Here is a 17,910-nt window from a genome sequence, read left to right as displayed (position 1 = left end):
TAGTAATTTCGTCTTTTATCTCATATCCAGGATGGTTTTATGAAACATCCGAGTGGGGATGTAAGCTTCAGAATATTGGACGCTGCAATAAAACGTTATCAGTATCAACAAGACGCTCTGATTGAAATTTTGCACTCTGCACAAGATCTATTTGGTTATCTAGACACTAATCTGCTGTTGTATATTGCCCACAGCTTAAAGTTGCCCCCCAGCCGAGTATATGGCGTAGCAACGTTTTACCACCTATTTTCTATGGTGCCTAAAGGGGTACATCATTGTGTGGTTTGCACTGGCACGGCCTGCTACGTCAAAGGAGCAGATGCGCTCTTGTCTACCGTTGAACAGTTTGCTCATCTTCATGCTGGTGAAACGACAGCTAATCAACAATTTTCGATATCCACGGCTCGTTGTCTAGGAACCTGTGGTCTTGCGCCTATTGTTGTCATTGATGATCGAGTGCACGGTTATCAAACGCCAGGTTTGCTGCGCGATCGCCTAAGACCTCTCTCAAGGCGCATAGACACTGAGGTCTAGGGTTTCGCTTCAAAGCTCGAATCGTTTTCACGTTTGACTGTTGTAAGCCGCGAATTGCTATCGCTATGGATCTACCAGAACTGCTAGACATTGCTGAAAAAGAACGTCAAACTCAAAAGGCGGTTCATATTCGCTGTTGTGTCGCCGCAGGCTGTGTTGCAGCAGATTCACTGATCCTTCGAGAGAAGTTGCAAGCAGCCGTCATTGCAGCAGGGATGGCAGATCAAGTCAAGGTATCTGGGGTGGGTTGCATGCGGTTGTGCTGTCGTGCCCCTCTGGTTGCGGTGGATGATAAAACTCAACCCGATCGATCGTTGTTATATGAAACCGTCACGCCTGATCAAGCTTCAGCCATTGTTGCTGCTTTACAGCCAACCTCCATCTCCAAAACCAAGTGTGAACCGTTGCAACGGGGTGATTTGACCCATCCGTTTTTTACCCGTCAACGGTCGGTCGTTCTAGAAAATACGGGTGTGATCGACCCGGAACGGATTGAATCTTACATTGCAGTGGGAGGGTATCAGTCACTTCATCAGGTCTTACGCGAAATGACGCCTCATCAGGTAATTGATGCCATTACCCGTAGTGGTTTGCGGGGACGAGGCGGAGCAGGATACCCGACTGGGTTAAAGTGGGCAACGGTAGCAAAGGCGACGACAAAGGGGGAACTGTCAGTCACCGCCGATCGCAAATTTGTAGTATGCAATGCCGATGAGGGTGATCCGGGTGCATTTATGGATCGGAGTGTGATGGAAAGTGATCCACACCGCATGTTAGAAGGGATGGCGATCGCCGCTTATGCGATCGGTGCAACTCAAGGCTACATCTACATCCGAGCAGAGTATTCTCTAGCCAGTCGGCGGCTCCAACTGGCGATTCGGCAAGCCCAACAGTTAGGGCTGTTAGGCAGCCAAATCTTTGATTCTCCCTTTGACTTTCGGATTGATCTTCGCACTGGGGCTGGGGCTTATGTGTGTGGTGAAGAAACGGCTTTAATGGCATCCATTGAAGGCAAACGGGGAACTCCCAGCCCTCGTCCACCCTATCCAGCCGAACGGGGGTTATGGGGGTTCCCGACATTAATTAATAACGTTGAAACCTTCGCCAATGTCCCATCCATTATTCGCTATGGGTCTGACTGGTTTGCTAGCATTGGCACTGAGAAAAGCAAAGGCACAAAAGTTTTTGCTCTGACAGGCCACCTTCGCAACACAGGTTTAATTGAAGTACCGATGGGCACCTCTCTGCGACAAATTGTTGAAGAGATGGGAGGTGGTGTACCGGGCGGGGGAACTGCCAAAGCAGTACAAACGGGTGGTCCTTCGGGTGGCTGCATTCCTGCCTCTGCGTTTGATACTCCAGTGGATTACGAATCTTTGGCTCAACTCGGTTCCGCCATGGGTTCTGGCGGCATGATCGCGATGGATCAGCAAACCAATATGGTTGATGTTGCGCGTTATTTTATGGAATTTTGCCGAGATGAATCGTGCGGCAAATGCATTCCCTGTCGAGTCGGAACCGTGCAACTCCATCAGCTCCTTACCAAGATTCGGAGTGGGAAGGCAACGTCAACGGATCTGGAGCTGCTCGAAGAACTGTGTGACATGGTTAAACATACGAGCTTGTGTGGATTAGGACAATCAGCACCTAACCCTGTTTTCAGCACCCTGCGGCACTTTCGGGAGGATTATCTGGCGTTAATTCAATCCGCACCCTCCTCCTCAGACTCTTCACGGGCAAACCATCATCAAGAATAATGGAGGCAATATGATGATTAAAAAAATTTTGGTAGCGATTGATGTTTCACTCATGAGTCGATGGGTCGTCAATACGGCTATATCAATTGCTAAACAGACCCAGGCTCAGTTGGGGTTGCTCCATATTTTGCCTGTGGACGAGTCTGTCACCGTACCTGATTCAGAACTGGAAACTTTAGAGGAATACCCTACACCTACAGACAGTGCTATCAAATGTTATATAGGGCATTGGCACTTCGATCGACTGACCGCCACAGATAACCCAGATATTAATATTTTGAAATCCTATACCCATGATGCGATCGCTCAGGGGGTTGCGGCTGAGTTTTTCCAGTGTTTGGGTGAACCGGGCGAAGCCATTTGTGACTTTGCTCGATTATGGCAAGCAAATCTAATTGTGATTGGGCATCGAGGCCACTCAGGTTTAACAGAACTGCTGCTGGGCAGCGTCAGCCATTATGTTGCTAATCATGCGCCCTGCTCGGTTCATATTGTTCGTCCTACGATTCAAACCAGTTCCACTGAGTCTGCGGCGATCGCGGCTGTTTTACGCTAATCCGTTAGTCTCATCAAAACCTTTATCAGCACCAGCGATGACCGTTAAAACCCTCACGATTGATGGTCAACTCATCACTGCTCGTGAAGCAGAAACTATTCTTCAGGCCGCACACGTTGCGGGAATTTATATTCCTACCTTGTGCTATCTGGAGGGGATTTCGAGAGTTGGTGCCTGTCGTTTGTGTCTGGTCGAAATTGCGGGGAGTGCTAAGCTGCAACCAGCCTGTGTGACCAAAGTGGCAGAGGGGATGAGTGTACGAACCCAGAGCGATCGCCTGCAAAAGTATCGTCGCCTGATCGTTGAAATGTTGTTTGCAGAAGGGAACCATACTTGTGCTGTTTGTGTTGCCAACAGTCATTGTGAACTGCAAAATCTAGCGATGGAAATGGGGATGGATCATGTGCGGTTAGAGTACCAGTTTCCTCATCGTTCAGTTGATCTGTCTCACGATCGCTTTGGGAGCGATCCCAATCGTTGTGTTTTATGTACCCGTTGTGTACGGGTTTGCGATGAGTTAGAAGGTGCTCATACGTGGGATGTAGCAGGTCGAGGTTGGCAATCCCAGGTCATCACCGATCTACATCAACCTTGGGGCATGTCTCAAACCTGTACATCCTGTGGCAAATGTGTCGCCGCCTGTCCAACGGGTGCAATTTTTCATCAGGGTTCAACGGTGGGTGAGATGATCCACGATCGCACCCAAATTGAGTTCATCGTCAATGCTCGTCAAAAGCAACAATGGCAATTCTAAGCGAGGTGTTTATTATGTTAAGGTTCCATAATCCACAGTTTCTATGGGTTGTCTTGTGGTTCCTTCTAGCATTGTTCTTGTTAGGGATTGAAGCAACGCTGTTTCCTCAAGCTGCCATTGCCATCATGAATTTTATCCGGGAAAGTGCCATTTCATTTTTCTTGGGGATTTTGTCATAGGTCAAGCTGTCAAAATTGCCCAAATTTTAGTGAAATAGTTGAGAGGAAATCATGTCCCGTCTCAAATTGGCAACGGTTTGGCTTGGTGGCTGTTCTGGATGCCATATGTCGTTTTTAGATTTAGATGAATGGCTCTTTGACCTGCTAGAACAAGTGGATTTAGTCTACAGCCCACTGATCGATGTCAAAGTGTATCCAGACGGGGTGGATGTTGTGTTAGTCGAGGGGGCGATCGCCAATACGGATCATCTGGATATGATTCAGAAAATTCGAGCGCGATCGCGCCTCCTGATCTCGTTTGGAGACTGTGCTGTGACTGGAAATGTGACAGCATTGCGAAATTCATTGGGAAGTGCGCTTCCGACGCTGCAACGTAGCTATCTGGAACTATCTAATCATCATGGTCAGATTCCAACGGAACCCGGAATTGTACCCGATCTCCTAGACCGAGTAACCCCTGTTCATGCCGTTGTGGCTGTTGATCTCTATTTGCCAGGGTGTCCTCCTTCTGCCGATCGCATTCGTGCCGTTTTAGAACCGTTGCTCAATGGTCAAATTCCTCGTCTGGAGCGACAGCAGATTAAATTTGGCTGAGATAGCCGCATTCCTGGAATGAGCGGAGTAGTCAGGAGCTTCAGTAAGAAACGATTGAAATTTTGATTGGGATATTTTGAGGAGGTCAGTATGGTGAAAGCATCAGACATCATGACACGAGATGTAGTCACCATTCGCAGTTCAGCCACTCTGGCGGAGGCGATCGCCCTAATGCAGGTACGAGGGTGGCGATCGCTCATCGTCGAGCGAGACAATGTGGATGATGCCTATGGCATTATCACTGAAACCGATATTGCCTGTCAGATGGCAAATGGGAATTGCGATCCGGAGCATGTTCGAGTGCATGAGGTGATGACCAAACCCTGTATTGTTGTGAATCCGGACTTGAGTGTTGACAATGTGCTGAAACTGTTTGCTCGTAATCGATTGCTCAGAGCCCCTGTGATTCGAGGTGAACTGCTTGGCATCATTTCCATCTCTGATATTTTGGTCAAAAGTCATTTGGGTGAAGAACTCTGCAAAGCTTTACCCAATCCAGATCTTCAGGCATTGGCTCAACAGGCACGCACCGCTTACACAGAAGGACTGCCCCAGTTACCAGATCAAGCCGCCACCTGGGACACGTTAGAAGAAAAACTCTCAGAACTCTCTCAACAGCAGGCTGATCAAGTGCTTAAAACAGCTCTAGAAGAGTATTTTAAGGAGTTTGAAGCATTAAGAACACCTGCCGTTTTAGACAACTTGTGTAGTGGATAGAGTTGGCTATGACACAAAAAATTGTGATTGATCCGGTGACTCGCATTGAAGGACACGCGAAAATTACCATCTACCTGGATGACACTGGACAAGTGACGGATGCTCGCTTTCATGTCACTGAATTTCGTGGATTTGAGAAATTTTGTGAAGGACGTCCCCTCTGGGAAATGCCAGGAATTACTGCTCGAATTTGTGGCATCTGTCCAGTGAGTCATCTGTTAGCTTCAGCAAAAGCGGGCGATCGCATTCTGGCGGTGACGATTCCTCCCGCAGCAGTTAAGTTGCGTCGCTTGATCAATCTGGCTCAAATCGTCCAATCTCATGCCCTGAGTTTCTTTCATCTCAGTGCTCCAGACCTGCTGTTAGGTATGGACACCGATCCACACCGTCGTAACTTAGTTGGGTTGATTGCCACTGCCCCTGAACTGGCTCGGGGTGGCATTCGCTTACGTCAGTTTGGTCAAGAAATTATTGAACTGCTGGGAGGCCGCAAAGTTCATCCTGCCTGGGCAGTTCCAGGTGGGGTACGAGAGCCATTATCTGATGCAGGACGAGACAGCATTCGCGATTACCTGCCAGAAGTTCGGGCGACGGCCTTAAATGCATTACAGCAGTTTAAGCAGGTCTTGCAGAAGCATGAACGCGAAGCCCAAACTTTTGGCAACTTTCCGTCTTTGTTTATGGGGTTAGTCACTCCCCACGGATTGTGGGAGCACTACGATGGTTACTTACGGGTGATAGATAGTGCAGGCAACATTATTGGCGATCGCCTCGACCCTAACCGCTATCGCGACTACATTGGCGAAGCCGTCGAACCCTGGTCTTACTTAAAATTTCCCTATTACCGTCCTTTGGGCTATCCTGCTGAGCAAGAACACTGTCGGTTAGATAATGGTCTTTATCGAGTTGGCCCTCTGGCCCGTCTCAATGTCTGTACTCGCATCGGTACCCCTTTAGCCGATCGAGAATTGCAGGAATTTCGCGAGCACGGCAACGGCACAGTGACGTCTTCCTTCTTCTATCACTACGCCCGCTTAATTGAAATTTTGGGTGCGATCGAACAGATCGATTGGATGATGGATGACCCAGACTTGCAGTCAACCCATCTCAGAGCGAATGCAGGCATCAACCAGTTAGAAGGAGTTGGAGTGAGTGAAGCCCCTCGTGGCACTCTATTTCATCATTATCAAGTCGATGAAAACGGGCTGATACAACAAATCAATTTAATCATTGCAACCGGACAAAACAACCTTGCGATGAATCGGACTGTGGCTCAAATCGCTCGCCATTTCATTCATGGTTCTACCATTCCTGAAGGCATGCTGAACCGGGTAGAAGCTGGAATCCGGGCGTTTGATCCCTGTTTAAGCTGCTCAACTCATGCTGCGGGGCAAATGCCATTACAGGTTCAATTGCTCGGTGCAGATGGAACATTACTTCATGAGGTTTGGCGAAACTAGCCAATATTCCTTCGATTATTGGGATGATTGCAGTTCCTCTACGGCTTCCATCGCGTGTGTTGCATACATCAACGCTGGTCCCCCACCCATAAAAACAACTACCCCCAACATCTCCATGATTTCTTCTGGGGTTGCACCTGCTTTTAAGGCTGAACTGGTGTGAAAAGCAATGCAGTCATCACAGTGCGTGGCAACGGCGATCGCCAATGCAATCAGTTCTTTGGTTTTGGTATCCAACGCTCCATCACTGGAAGACGCTTTGCTGAGGGCATAAAAATTCTTCATGACATCAGGCAGCGCATTCGACAGCTTGCTCGTGTAGCTGCGAACATGCTTCATCTGATCAGCATAGGAATGTTTGTTATTTAACGCAGTCATTTCTTATTCCCATCCTTTGTTGTAGTGCTGAATGAGATAGTGTAGTGCTGAATGAGACGGAAACAGGTGGCATCATGATTGCCAATTACAGGACGATGGAGATTCGTCTTGGTTCGATGGGGCGTCCAGTTCCAGGTATTGAAGCCGCGATCGTGCGGCGACATGAGGATGGCACAGTTGAATTGATTGATAAACCCAATGTGGATGGCGACTTAGCTCTGAAACCGGGGTGGCGATCAATGTTTCGGGGATATTTGCACGATGAAGCCCGTTACCAGAAATGTTTTGTCGATGGTTGGTATATTACGGGCGATCTGGCAATGCGGGATGCAGATGGTTATTTTTGGTTTGTTGGGCGAGAAGACGACATTATCAAGACTTCTGGGCATATGGTCGGGCCTTTTGAGGTGGAAAGTGTGTTGATGGAGCATCCAGCCGTTGCAGAGGCCGGGGTGATTCAAACCCCATCCCATGGTTGGTGAACTGGTAAAGGCGTTTGTCGCCCTTAAGTCCGACTATCAACCGAGTGACGCTTTGAAGTTAGAACTCATCGGCTTTGCTCGCCAAAAACTCGGTACCGCGATCGCCCCTAAAGAGTTGGAATTTCAAGAGAGCTTGCCAAAAACTCGGAGTGGCAAGATTATGCGGCGACTGTTAAAAGCACGAGAACTCGGTTTACCCGAAGGAGACTTATCCACCCTAGAAACAGACTAAATGGGGATAATTTCAATGAGAAAATCAAGTGCAGTTAAGCCAAAATCTCCTCAAGAGGCTTCCTCTCATCTTCTGGAATTGCTGCGGCAAATGCTGCGAATTCGTCGTTTTGAAGACAAGTGCGCTGAACTCTATAGTGCTTCTAAAATTCGTGGTTTCTTGCACCTCTACAATGGAGAAGAAGCGGTTGCAGTGGGAGTGATGCAGGCGTTGCAAGCCGGAGATGCGATCGTCGCTACTTATCGAGAGCACGGACAAGCATTAGCGTGGGAAATTGCCATGACAACGATGATGGCAGAAATGTATGGCAAGTTAGGGGGGTGTTGTCGGGGACGGGGTGGTTCGATGCACCTGTTTGATAGGGACAAGCGTTTCTACGGGGGCAATGCGATCGTGGGAGGCGGTTTACCTCTGGCAGTAGGACTCGCATTAGCTGACAAAAAACTACAAAGAAACCATGTCACCTGTTGCTTCTTTGGGGATGGTGCAGCCGCTGAGGGTGAGTTTCATGAGGCACTCAATCTAGCTGCACTGTGGCAGGTTCCAGTGTGACCTCTGTGGCCAAAACGCATCGGGCTGTCATTATCGATGAAGGATGGCGCAGCGGCAGCATCTCCGCAGAGATTAGTGCTCGCATTATGGAAAAAGCATTTTACGAACTGGATGCTCCTGTTGAGCGAATTTGTGCAGCGGAAGTTCCCATGCCCTATGCCAATCAGTTGGAACGAGCCGCATTACCTCAAGCAGCAACGATTGTTCAAACGGTGAGAAGGATGGTAATGCACGATGGCTGACTTCTGTATGCCCAGCTTAGGGGCAGATATGAAAACAGGAACACTGGTTACATGGCATGTCAAACCGGGCGATCGCCTTCAGCCTGGTGACATCATTGCCGATGTGGAAACGGATAAAGGCATCATGGAAATTGAAGTCTTTGAGGACACTATTGTTGATGAATTAGTTCTGGAGCCAGGGACTAAAGTTCCTGTAGGAACGGTGATGGTTAGAGTTCATTCAGAGACAGTGACTGAGATGGCTAAAGTGACGGTGCCGTCTCAAGAACCATCCCCACAGCAACTCAAAGAGAAGCCGTCTGGTGAAGTGGCTTTACCTCTCACACCCTCAATCACGTCGATATCATCGGGTAATGGTAAACGACTCCGTGCCTCGCCTATTGCCCGTCGATTAGCTGCTCAATTGGGCGTTGATTTAAACCAGATCCAGGGCACAGGGCCAGAAGGAGCCATTCAAGAAAGAAATGCCATTGGTCTTTGGTACGAAGATTTTACGCAAACTACTGATGATCAGGTATGCCAACTATTAGCTGAGTGCGATCGCCAATACCCTCAATCGTATGTTTGAAGAACTATAGAGAGTTATTAACCTGGCAGTGAAAGACATTATATCTCTATGTAGCGTGCTGTTAGCGTCAGCGTAACGCACCGATAGCCTGTCGCTGATACGTTATGGCTATCGTCTAACACATCCTACACAATCATGATTAACTTTCAAAGGACATATGAACAATAGTTCCCGGGTTAATAAGAGAACATAACTAATCAGAGAAGCCTCACAAAAACCTAACAAATTTTTTATACAGTCAAGAGGTGGGGATGTCGCTACAAAACAGCCAAACAACATCAACGTGAATACAGTTAATCAAACGATCTTAGTGATTGGTTACGGCAATTCCTTACGCGGTGACGATGGAGTTGGGCCACATATTGCTAGCCATGTTGCAACTTGGAAAATTCCCCATGTAGAAGCGATCGCTGTTCAGCAATTAACCCCTGATTTAGCTGAAAGGTTAATCGAGGTAGATCTTGTTATTTTTGTAGACGCTAATCTCACTCATACCAAAACAGTTCAAGTGTGTCCGATCACGATCTCAGATTCTGGAATGGTGACTGGGCATTGGTGTGAACCGTCTATCCTACTAGCCATTACTCAAGCACTCTACGGGCATCATCCTAAAGCGTGGTGGGTAACAGTGCCAGGAAGCAATTTTGACTTGGGAGAGACATTTTCCGCATTGATTCAACAAGAGATTAACGTTGCATTGGAGGCAATCCATCATCTGATTCAAACAGCGAGAACAACCCTATACATGAAGTTGGAATAATGCAGAACGTACTGGATACAGCCGTAGAGCAAGCTAAACGAGAAGGAGCCACCCATATCCAATCTACTGGCACCAGCGATTGAATAAGAGAAGAAGTGTACGCACCTATCTCACTTGCATCCTACCCATTTCAAAACATCCGCTTGGAGCATCAAACCATTCGTTTAGCCAAGCTTGCATTTGATGAATTTCATTTCTTTGAGAACTGGCAATCCGTTCTGAAAAGGGGCGAAGGGCTTCATGTTCGACAAACCCACGATGAACCAACATGTGTGACATCATGACTGCCATGTGGTGATGTGAAATCATATCTTCTAAAAATGTTTGATCCAGCGCATCGCCTTCTAATGGCCTCAAATCACGCATCATCGGCGTGTAGAGTAAGGCGGATGGGCGATCGGGGTACCATTCGTTTAACCAAGCCTGCATTTGTTCAATTTCAGTGGATTGAACATCAATAATATCTTGTGCAAATTCTCTCATTTCAGAACGATTACTCCGCTCCAGAATAATTTGAGCTGTATCGATCGCCTCTTGGTGGTGCGGTATCATCTGATTTAAGTAATCAAACTCGCTAGCCAGTTGCATTGGCATCATGCCACCTCTCATTCTGCCTCTATGACTCATAGCAGAGGGACAGGCAGATTGCTTAATGGTCAAATGAGATGGAATAGGGCTTTGTCGTTGCGCGGTGGCGATCGCCCCAATGCCAAGAAAACTTAAGCTAATGAGTGTAATTAATGCAGTTCTTTTGAACAGCATAGGATGACCTCCTGCCACAATTGGTAAAATAATTCTGTGCTCTTCACAAGATGTAAAAATAGAATTAGAAAGCAAGTTTATATCTATAGTTGAGCATGAATTTGTGAGAAATTCGTGAGGAGACTTAAACGTTTAGAAGACTAAAATAATCCGAGAATTAAGAGTTCTGTGTGCCAAGCAGGGAATGCTATTGCCCAACAGATGATGCAAGGGATATTTGCGATCGCCGAGTCTCAACTTCCCATCCAGGAAGAAGTGCAGGGGGCATGTGAGATTTTGGGATTTGATCCGCTTTATGTTGCGAATGAAGGACGCTTTGTTGCCTTTGTGCCTGCACATGATGCTGAACGAGCCTTAGACATGATGCGAACCTACTATGCATCACACAATGCATCAGGTAGCCCATTGAAAACAGATAATGCGCCCTGCATGATTGGTAGCGTTACATCCAAATCAATCGGGGTTGTGACTTTAAAGAGTCGAATTGGGACTCAACGCATGGTTGATATGTTGAGCGGTGAACAGCTTCCCCGAATCTGCTAAGAGCCTATCCGAAAACCTGAATTGCCCATCCACTCCCACTCAATCCCAACCTCTTGAGCATATTGCTCCAAACCTAACTCCCACATCCGTTCAAACACACCTTGCTTCATCCACAACTGAAATCGGTCATGAACCGTGCTAGACGCTCCTAAAGACCTCGGTAATGCCTTCCACTGGCAACTTGTTCGCAGCACATAGAAAATGGCATTCAAAGCTTTGCGATCGTCCATTCTCGGTCGTCCACCTTTTGGCTTCAAAGGTTCGGGTGGAATGGCATTTTTGAGGTGTTCCCAGACCTCATCGGGAAGGAGAAAGGCAGGGTCAACTTCTGTGAAGTTCGTCATACGCTAAACGCTGAAACACGCCCAATCCAATCCTATTACAACTTTTGGGTTTTCAGATAGGCTCTTAGCAGAACTACTTGTGCAAAACCTGTAGTAAACGATTCAGCGAACGGACAGGTACACCAGAAACATTAAAATCAGCCTCAAGACTTCCTCACAAGGTGCAACAACAATAAGGAATGGGATATCGCTGCATCCACACAGGATGAGAAAAGTATGGTGTCAATACATCAGCCAATCTGGGCACTACCGATCGAAGAGGTTTATCAATCCTTAAGCACTACATCTGAGGGTTTATCAGAATTTGAGGCTGCACAGCGATTTGAGAAATTTGGTGCCAACGAGTTGCCAGAACCCGCCCATCGTCTGTTGTGGTTACGCTTCACCGATCAACTGACTCACTTCATGGCGTTGCTGCTCTGGGTAGCAGGCATTCTCGCCTTTATCTCGCGCACTCCCGAATTGGGTTGGGCAATTTGGGCCGTCATCTGGATCAATGCAATATTTAGTTTTTGGCAGGAGTTTCAAGCCGAAAAAGCGTTAGCTGCCCTGAAAAACGTGTTGCCGATGCAGGTGAAGGTCTATCGCGGTGGGGAACTAACCCAGATTCCGGCGCGGGAGTTGGTGCGGGGCGATGTGATGCAACTGGAGGAGGGCGATCGCATTTCTGCCGATGCGCGTCTGGTATCTGCCGATGCGCTGTATATCGACGTTTCGGTGCTGACGGGTGAGTCGCTGCCCGTTGCTCGAAATGCCCATCCGGTGAGGTTGCGGGAGGCAGTCCCGGTGCGGGGTGGCAAGGCTCTGACTCGTCCGGGGGAACAACCGTTGCAAGAGCGAGTCAATCCGGCAGAGATCGCCAATCTCGTGCTGGCGGGCTCGACCGTTGCCGCAGGGCGGGCGGTAGCGGTGGTATATGCCACAGGAGCACAAACGGAATTTGGGCAGGTCGCGCACCTGACCACGAGTATCAAGCGTGAAACCAGCACACTGGAAGTGCAAGTGGCGCGAATTGTCCGCATCATTACGGCGATCGCTCTGATTATGGGCGTGACGGTCTTCCTGCTCAGTTTTTTGCTGGTGGGGATGAGTGCCACCGAGAGTTTTATCTTTGCGATCGGCATTATTGTCGCGAACGTGCCGGAAGGTCTGCTACCCACGGTGACTCTGGCGTTGGCGTTGGGAGTGCAACGAATGGCACGGCGCAATGCCCTGGTTCGCCGCCTTTCAGCCATAGAGACGTTGAGTGCAACCACCGTGGTCTGTACCGACAAAACAGGGACACTGACCAAAAATGAAATGACCGTGCGTCATCTCTGGATTCCCTGGCAACCCGATCCATCCTCTTCGGTTTCGTCTGCTGCGATTGAAGTCACTGGAGCGGGATACGACCCGACGATTGGAACGGTTCACATTCCCGATCGCACGCCCACCTGGAAGGTGCATCTGCTACTGGTTGGAGCCGCCCTCTGCTCGAATGCTCGTCTGGTACATCTCAACACGCCCAGTCGTTGGCAGGAGATTGGCGACCCAACGGAAGCGGCTCTGCTGGTTGCGGCGGTGAAAGCCGGACTCAAGCTGGAAACGCTGAAAACTCAGTATCCCCGACTGCGAGAAATACCCTTTGACTCGCGTCGCCGCATGATGACGGTGGTGTTGAATTGGCAATCGTCGGAGTTGTGGCGCAATGACCATCCTTACTTGGCGTTTACCAAAGGCGCACCGTTAGAAGTCTTGCGCCATTGCCAATCGATTTTAAGAAATGGCGCAGTACAACCGCTAAATCAGAACGATTGGGATGAAGTTGCGGCTGCCAATGATGGGTTGGCCCGACAGGGGTTTCGTGTTTTGGGAGTGGCTGCCCGCAAAGGGGACACCGAGTTGCTAGACTTGCGTGCTCAAGAACTAGAGCAAGATCTCACCCTGATCGGATTGGTCGCGATGTTTGACCCGCCTCGTGATGAAGTGCCAGGGGCGATCGCCGAGTGTCATCAAGCAGGCATCAAAGTAACGATGGTGACGGGCGACTATGGACTCACCGCAGAGGCGATCGCTCGTCAAATTGGGCTGGTGGAAGATCAGGTGCGAGTCGTGACGGGAGAGGGCATGGGACACCTCTCCGATGCTCAACTGCGGCAGGTGTTGAAATACCGCTCTGGGTTGGTGTTTGCCCGCATGTCACCGGAACATAAGCTGCGGTTGGTGCAGGCTTACAAAGACATGGGAGATGTGGTCGCGGTCACAGGCGATGGGGTGAACGATGCCCCTGCACTGAGAGCCTCCAACATTGGAGTGGCGATGGGGATGAATGGAACCGATGTGGCACGGGAAGCGGCGGATATCGTGTTGACGGATGATAATTTCGCGGCGATCGTCGGTGCGGTGGAGCAGGGACGCGCCATCTACCAGAACATCCGCAAGTTCATGACCTATATTCTGGCGTCCAACATTCCAGAAATTGTGCCCTTTTTAGCAATGGTGGCGTTACGGATTCCGCCTGCGCTGACAATTCTGCAAATTCTCGCGGTTGACCTGGGAACGGATATGGTGCCTGCGCTGGCATTGGGGGCAGAACCTCCCGAAACGGGCATTATGAACCGTCCACCTCGCGCCAAAAAAGAGTTTTTGCTGAATGCGCCACTGCTGTTACGCGCCTACGGATTTTTGGGTGCGATCGAAACCATTCTGTCGATGGCGGGCTTTTTCATCGTCTGGTGGAGTTATGGCTATTCCCTCGCCGATATTCAACAGGTGACACCTGACATTCTGGCGCATACCGCCGATGCGACGGTGATGACCATCTATCAGCAAGCCACCACCATGACCCTGGCGGCGATCGTCGCCTGTCAGGTAGGCAATCTATTCGCCTGTCGCTCCGAATGGGCATCGGCATTTCAATTACCCTGGTTTCAAAATCGCTTGCTGTGGGTTGGCATTGCCGTTGAGTTGGTCGCTCTCTGGGCGTTCATCTACATTCCACCGTTGAGCCGCATCTTTGGCACGGTTCCCCTCGCTTCCTGGCAATGGCTGCTGTTAACGGTATGTCCCGTTGTGATGTTGGGAGCAGAGGAAGGGCGGAAGGCCGTGGTTCGAAGGGGAGTAGGGAGTAGGGAGTAGGGAGTAGGGAGTGGGGGCGATCGCTTTTGGGAACGCATGTACTAAATAGGGGCGATCGCGCTACTATAGGGTTTTGTTCAATTCATCATTCTCTGCCGCTTTGACACTTCTAGGGAGTGGATAGCGATAGAATTGTTAAGAACCGTTTCCTGCTGAAACTGCCCCTTATGCCCAAGCGTGCCAACTCCGGAAAGAGTTCTAAACTCTCAGCGGTAACTGAGCTTGATGTTGATAGAGACGTTGAACCCCAGAATGGGAATGGCGATGCGCCCCAGGCTCATCGTGCCGCTTCAGGGCAGAACAACGCCTTGCCAAGCTCCAAACCGCCTCAGAACCTGATTCGGATTCGGGGGGCACGGCAGCACAATTTGAAGAATGTAGATCTGGAGTTGCCCCGTGACCAACTGGTGGTGTTTACGGGGGTGTCCGGATCGGGCAAATCGTCGCTGGCGTTTGACACCATCTTTGCTGAGGGACAGCGTCGTTATGTCGAGTCGCTGAGTGCCTATGCGCGGCAATTTTTGGGTCAGGTCGATAAGCCCGATGTAGATGCGATCGAGGGCTTGAGTCCTGCCATTTCCATCGATCAGAAATCCACCTCCCACAACCCCCGTTCCACCGTAGGAACCGTAACCGAGATTTACGACTATCTGCGCTTGCTCTACGGACGCGCCGGAGAACCCCATTGCCCCCATTGCGATCGCTCCATTGTGCCGCAAACTATTGATGAGATGGTCGATCGCATCTCTGATCTGCCCGATCGCACCCGTTTTCAAATCCTGGCTCCCGTCGTGCGGGGCAAAAAAGGAACGCACAAGAAACTGCTCTCCAGTCTTGCGGCGGAGGGGTTTGTGCGGGTGCGGGTGGATGGCGAAGTGCGAGAACTGAGCGATTCGATTGAGTTGGACAAAAACCAGTTCCACAACATCGAAATTGTGGTCGATCGCCTCGTCAAAAAAGAGGGTATCCAGGAACGGTTGGTAGACTCCCTCTCCACCTGTTTGAAGCGATCGGAAGGGATCGCCATCATCGATGCCACGTTGCCAGAACCCAGCAATGTCGTCGCTTTCCCGGTGAAACCGGATGACATGCAGTTGGCGGTGTTGCCCTCCATGGCAGCAGAACCCGCCGGACGCTATGGGCAAACGGATGAGAAGACCAACCAATCTTCGCTGGAGTTGATCTTTTCAGAGAATTTTGCCTGTCCCGAACATGGGGCCGTCATGGAGGAACTGTCTCCTCGCCTGTTCTCCTTTAACTCGCCCTATGGAGCCTGTCCACATTGTCATGGGTTGGGCACGCTACGAACTTTCTCAGCCGAGTTGGTGGTGCCTGATCCGGATCTACCCGTCTACGCGGCGATCGCTCCCTGGTCTGAAAAAGACAACACCTACTATTTCTCACTGCTCTACAGCGTTGGGCAAGCCTTTGGCTTCGAGATCCAAACTCCCTGGAGCAAGCTCACCCCCGACCAGCAACACGTCATCTTGCATGGCTCCGAGGAGAAAATCTTTATCGAGTCGGATTCCCGCTACCGCGATAACAAGGGCTACCATCGACGGTACGAAGGCGTGCTACCCATGCTCGATCGCCAGTATCGCGAAGCGACCTCCGAACTCTACAAGCAAAAGCTGGAGCAATACCTGATTGACCAACCCTGCGAAGAATGTGGGGGCAATCGCCTCAAGCCTGCTGCGCTGCGGGTACGGGTGGGGCAATATCGGATTAAAGAGTTGACCAGTGCCTCCATTCGCGACTGTCTGCATCGAGTCAACACGCTGGAACTAACTCCCCGACAGGCACAAATCGGCGATCTGGTACTTAAAGAAATCAAAGCCCGTCTCCAGTTCTTGCTGGATGTGGGATTGGATTACCTCACCCTCGATCGCACTGCCATGACGCTTTCGGGTGGTGAAGCTCAGCGAATTCGACTGGCAACCCAGATCGGTTCCGGTCTGACGGGAGTTCTATACGTCCTGGATGAACCCAGCATCGGGTTACACCAACGGGATAACGATCGCCTGTTACGAACGCTGATCCGTCTGCGCGATCTGGGCAACACGCTGATTGTGGTAGAGCACGACGAAGATACGATTCGAGCCGCAGACTATCTGGTGGATATCGGACCCGGAGCCGGAGTCCACGGAGGACGAGTTGTTGCCAAAGGCGCGCTCCAGGACATTCTGGATGCGGAGGAATCCCTGACCGGAGCCTATCTCTCGAATCGGCGGGTGATTCAAACGCCAGCGGAACGTCGCAAAGGCAATGGTTGCAGTCTCAAGATTCGCAATGCTCACCGCAACAACCTGCAAAGCATTAATGTCGATATTCCACTGGGTAAGCTGGTCTGCGTCACCGGAGTATCGGGTTCAGGTAAATCGACGCTGATCAACGAACTCCTCTATCCTGCGTTGCAACACCACTTTGGACACAAGATCCCCCATCCCAGAGAAATGAATGAACTGGGAGGACTAAATGCGCTGGATAAGGCGATCGTGATTGACCAGTCGCCAATTGGACGCACTCCCCGATCCAACCCGGCAACCTATACCGGAGTCTTCGACGTGATTCGCGATCTGTTTGCGGAAACGATCGAGGCAAAGGCACGCGGCTACAAACCGGGACAGTTCTCCTTTAACGTCAAAGGCGGACGCTGCGAAGCCTGCGGTGGACAGGGCGTGAACGTGATTGAGATGAACTTTTTGCCCGATGTTTATGTGCAATGCGAAGTCTGCAAAGGCGCACGGTATAACCGGGAAACGTTGCAGGTCAAGTATAAGGGCAAGTCCATCTCGGACGTGTTGAACATGACCGCCGAAGAGGCAATGGTCTTCTTTGAGAATATCCCCAAAGCTCATGCCCGCTTGCAAACGATGGTGGATGTGGGCTTGGGCTACATTCGTTTGGGGCAAACCGCTCCCACTCTGTCAGGGGGAGAGGCGCAACGGTTGAAACTGGCTACCGAACTGTCTCGACGCGCCACCGGGAAAACCCTCTATCTGATCGATGAACCTACGACAGGCTTATCCTTCTATGATGTCCACAAATTGCTGGATGTGTTGCAACGTCTGGCAGATATGGGCAACTCCATCCTGGTGATTGAACATAACCTGGATGTGATCCGCTGCTCTGACTGGGTGATTGACCTGGGACCCGAAGGGGGCGATCGCGGCGGTGAGATCATCGCTCAGGGTACTCCCGAAGCCGTAGCAGAGGTGCCTCGATCCTACACAGGACAATACCTCAAGAAAGTGCTCGCCTCTCATCCCCCTGCAAAATCGTAACGGCACATTGAGATGAGGCACGCCATCAAATCAGTGTTGCTTAATTTATACGGCAACAAGTTGCTGAAGGGCGATCGCGACAGGTTGATATGACA

General features: G+C 50.1%; 18 protein-coding genes and 1 pseudogene. 16 read left to right on the top strand and 3 right to left on the bottom strand.

From position 1 onward, the window contains the following. Window positions 1-39 precede the first annotated feature (39 nt). The 7 genes from hoxE to H6G89_RS27460 all read left to right on the top strand — a co-directional run bounded on the left by hoxE (window position 40) and on the right by H6G89_RS27460 (window position 6,551). Window positions 40-534 (top strand): bidirectional hydrogenase complex protein HoxE, encoded by a 495-nt coding sequence (hoxE, locus tag H6G89_RS27490; protein WP_190512651.1) that lies wholly within the window; start codon window positions 40-42, stop codon window positions 532-534. Between the two features lie 65 nt (window positions 535-599). Next, a complete protein-coding gene (gene nuoF, locus H6G89_RS27485; protein WP_190512649.1) occupies window positions 600-2,291 on the top strand; it encodes an NADH-quinone oxidoreductase subunit NuoF in 1,692 nt (563 codons plus the stop codon). A 10-nt stretch (window positions 2,292-2,301) separates the two neighbouring features. Then, on the top strand, window positions 2,302-2,847 hold the full coding sequence (locus H6G89_RS27480; RefSeq protein WP_190512647.1) for a universal stress protein: 546 nt from the start codon (window positions 2,302-2,304) through the stop codon (window positions 2,845-2,847). A gap of 37 nt (window positions 2,848-2,884) precedes the next feature. Beyond that, window positions 2,885-3,601, top strand: coding sequence for a bidirectional hydrogenase complex protein HoxU (gene hoxU / locus H6G89_RS27475; protein WP_190512645.1), 717 nt, complete (start codon window positions 2,885-2,887; stop codon window positions 3,599-3,601). 230 nt (window positions 3,602-3,831) lie between these two features. Next, on the top strand, window positions 3,832-4,374 hold the full coding sequence (locus H6G89_RS27470) for an oxidoreductase (RefSeq protein WP_190512643.1): 543 nt from the start codon (window positions 3,832-3,834) through the stop codon (window positions 4,372-4,374). Window positions 4,375-4,464: 90 nt separating this feature from the next. Then, complete coding sequence (locus tag H6G89_RS27465; protein WP_190512641.1) at window positions 4,465-5,091, top strand: CBS domain-containing protein; 627 nt, start codon at window positions 4,465-4,467, stop codon at window positions 5,089-5,091. 8 nt (window positions 5,092-5,099) lie between these two features. Beyond that, on the top strand, window positions 5,100-6,551 hold the full coding sequence (locus H6G89_RS27460) for a Ni/Fe hydrogenase subunit alpha (RefSeq protein ID WP_190512632.1): 1,452 nt from the start codon (window positions 5,100-5,102) through the stop codon (window positions 6,549-6,551). Window positions 6,552-6,566: 15 nt separating this feature from the next. Here the strand turns inward: H6G89_RS27460 and H6G89_RS27455 are convergent, their stop codons facing one another. Next, window positions 6,567-6,929 carry a carboxymuconolactone decarboxylase family protein gene (locus tag H6G89_RS27455; RefSeq protein ID WP_199336964.1) on the bottom strand — a complete coding sequence of 121 codons (363 nt, stop codon included), beginning with the start codon at window positions 6,927-6,929 and terminating at the stop codon, window positions 6,567-6,569. A gap of 44 nt (window positions 6,930-6,973) precedes the next feature. On the opposite strand from H6G89_RS27455, the gene H6G89_RS34595 reads away from it, so the two are divergent. The 6 genes from H6G89_RS34595 (at window position 6,974) to H6G89_RS27430 (ending at window position 9,765) form a co-directional block, all read left to right on the top strand. Further along, on the top strand, window positions 6,974-7,411 hold the full coding sequence (locus tag H6G89_RS34595; protein ID WP_199336963.1) for an AMP-binding protein: 438 nt from the start codon (window positions 6,974-6,976) through the stop codon (window positions 7,409-7,411). Then, the gene (locus tag H6G89_RS34590; protein ID WP_199336962.1) at window positions 7,401-7,643 is read left to right on the top strand and encodes an AMP-binding enzyme; all 243 of its coding nucleotides are present in this window, start codon (window positions 7,401-7,403) and stop codon (window positions 7,641-7,643) included. The genes H6G89_RS34595 and H6G89_RS34590 overlap by 11 nt, the downstream gene beginning before the upstream one ends. A gap of 15 nt (window positions 7,644-7,658) precedes the next feature. Further along, a complete protein-coding gene (locus H6G89_RS27445) occupies window positions 7,659-8,195 on the top strand; it encodes a thiamine pyrophosphate-dependent enzyme (RefSeq protein WP_199336961.1) in 537 nt (178 codons plus the stop codon). Then, entirely contained in the window at window positions 8,192-8,437 is a 246-nt protein-coding gene (locus tag H6G89_RS27440; protein ID WP_199336960.1) for a transketolase C-terminal domain-containing protein, read from the top strand. The genes H6G89_RS27445 and H6G89_RS27440 overlap by 4 nt, the downstream gene beginning before the upstream one ends. After that, the gene (locus H6G89_RS27435; RefSeq protein WP_190512630.1) at window positions 8,430-9,005 is read left to right on the top strand and encodes a biotin/lipoyl-containing protein; all 576 of its coding nucleotides are present in this window, start codon (window positions 8,430-8,432) and stop codon (window positions 9,003-9,005) included. The genes H6G89_RS27440 and H6G89_RS27435 overlap by 8 nt, the downstream gene beginning before the upstream one ends. A gap of 283 nt (window positions 9,006-9,288) precedes the next feature. Then, window positions 9,289-9,765 (top strand): hydrogenase maturation protease, encoded by a 477-nt coding sequence (locus H6G89_RS27430; RefSeq protein ID WP_199336959.1) that lies wholly within the window; start codon window positions 9,289-9,291, stop codon window positions 9,763-9,765. Between the two features lie 105 nt (window positions 9,766-9,870). On the opposite strand, the gene H6G89_RS27425 is transcribed toward H6G89_RS27430, so the two are convergent. After that, complete coding sequence (locus H6G89_RS27425) at window positions 9,871-10,602, bottom strand: DUF305 domain-containing protein (protein WP_242060140.1); 732 nt, start codon at window positions 10,600-10,602, stop codon at window positions 9,871-9,873. A gap of 93 nt (window positions 10,603-10,695) precedes the next feature. On the opposite strand from H6G89_RS27425, the gene H6G89_RS27420 reads away from it, so the two are divergent. Beyond that, window positions 10,696-11,070 carry a hypothetical protein gene (locus H6G89_RS27420; protein ID WP_190512627.1) on the top strand — a complete coding sequence of 125 codons (375 nt, stop codon included), beginning with the start codon at window positions 10,696-10,698 and terminating at the stop codon, window positions 11,068-11,070. Window positions 11,071-11,084: 14 nt separating this feature from the next. Here H6G89_RS27420 and H6G89_RS27415 read toward each other — a convergent pair. Further along, window positions 11,085-11,414 (bottom strand): annotated as a pseudogene (locus tag H6G89_RS27415) (transposase); the annotation flags it as partial. Window positions 11,415-11,630: 216 nt separating this feature from the next. Here H6G89_RS27415 and H6G89_RS27410 point away from each other — a divergent pair. Together H6G89_RS27410 and uvrA are read left to right on the top strand one after the other, a co-directional pair. Next, complete coding sequence (locus H6G89_RS27410; RefSeq protein ID WP_190512623.1) at window positions 11,631-14,531, top strand: cation-translocating P-type ATPase; 2,901 nt, start codon at window positions 11,631-11,633, stop codon at window positions 14,529-14,531. A gap of 167 nt (window positions 14,532-14,698) precedes the next feature. Next, a complete protein-coding gene (uvrA, locus tag H6G89_RS27405) occupies window positions 14,699-17,815 on the top strand; it encodes an excinuclease ABC subunit UvrA (protein WP_190512621.1) in 3,117 nt (1,038 codons plus the stop codon). Window positions 17,816-17,910: the final 95 nt, after the last annotated feature.

The sequence above is a fragment of the Oscillatoria sp. FACHB-1407 genome, assembly GCF_014697545.1.
Lineage (GTDB): Bacteria > Cyanobacteriota > Cyanobacteriia > Elainellales > Elainellaceae > FACHB-1407.
The sequence above is the reverse complement of the archived record's forward strand: the minus strand, read 5'-3'. Positions and strand labels throughout refer to the sequence as shown.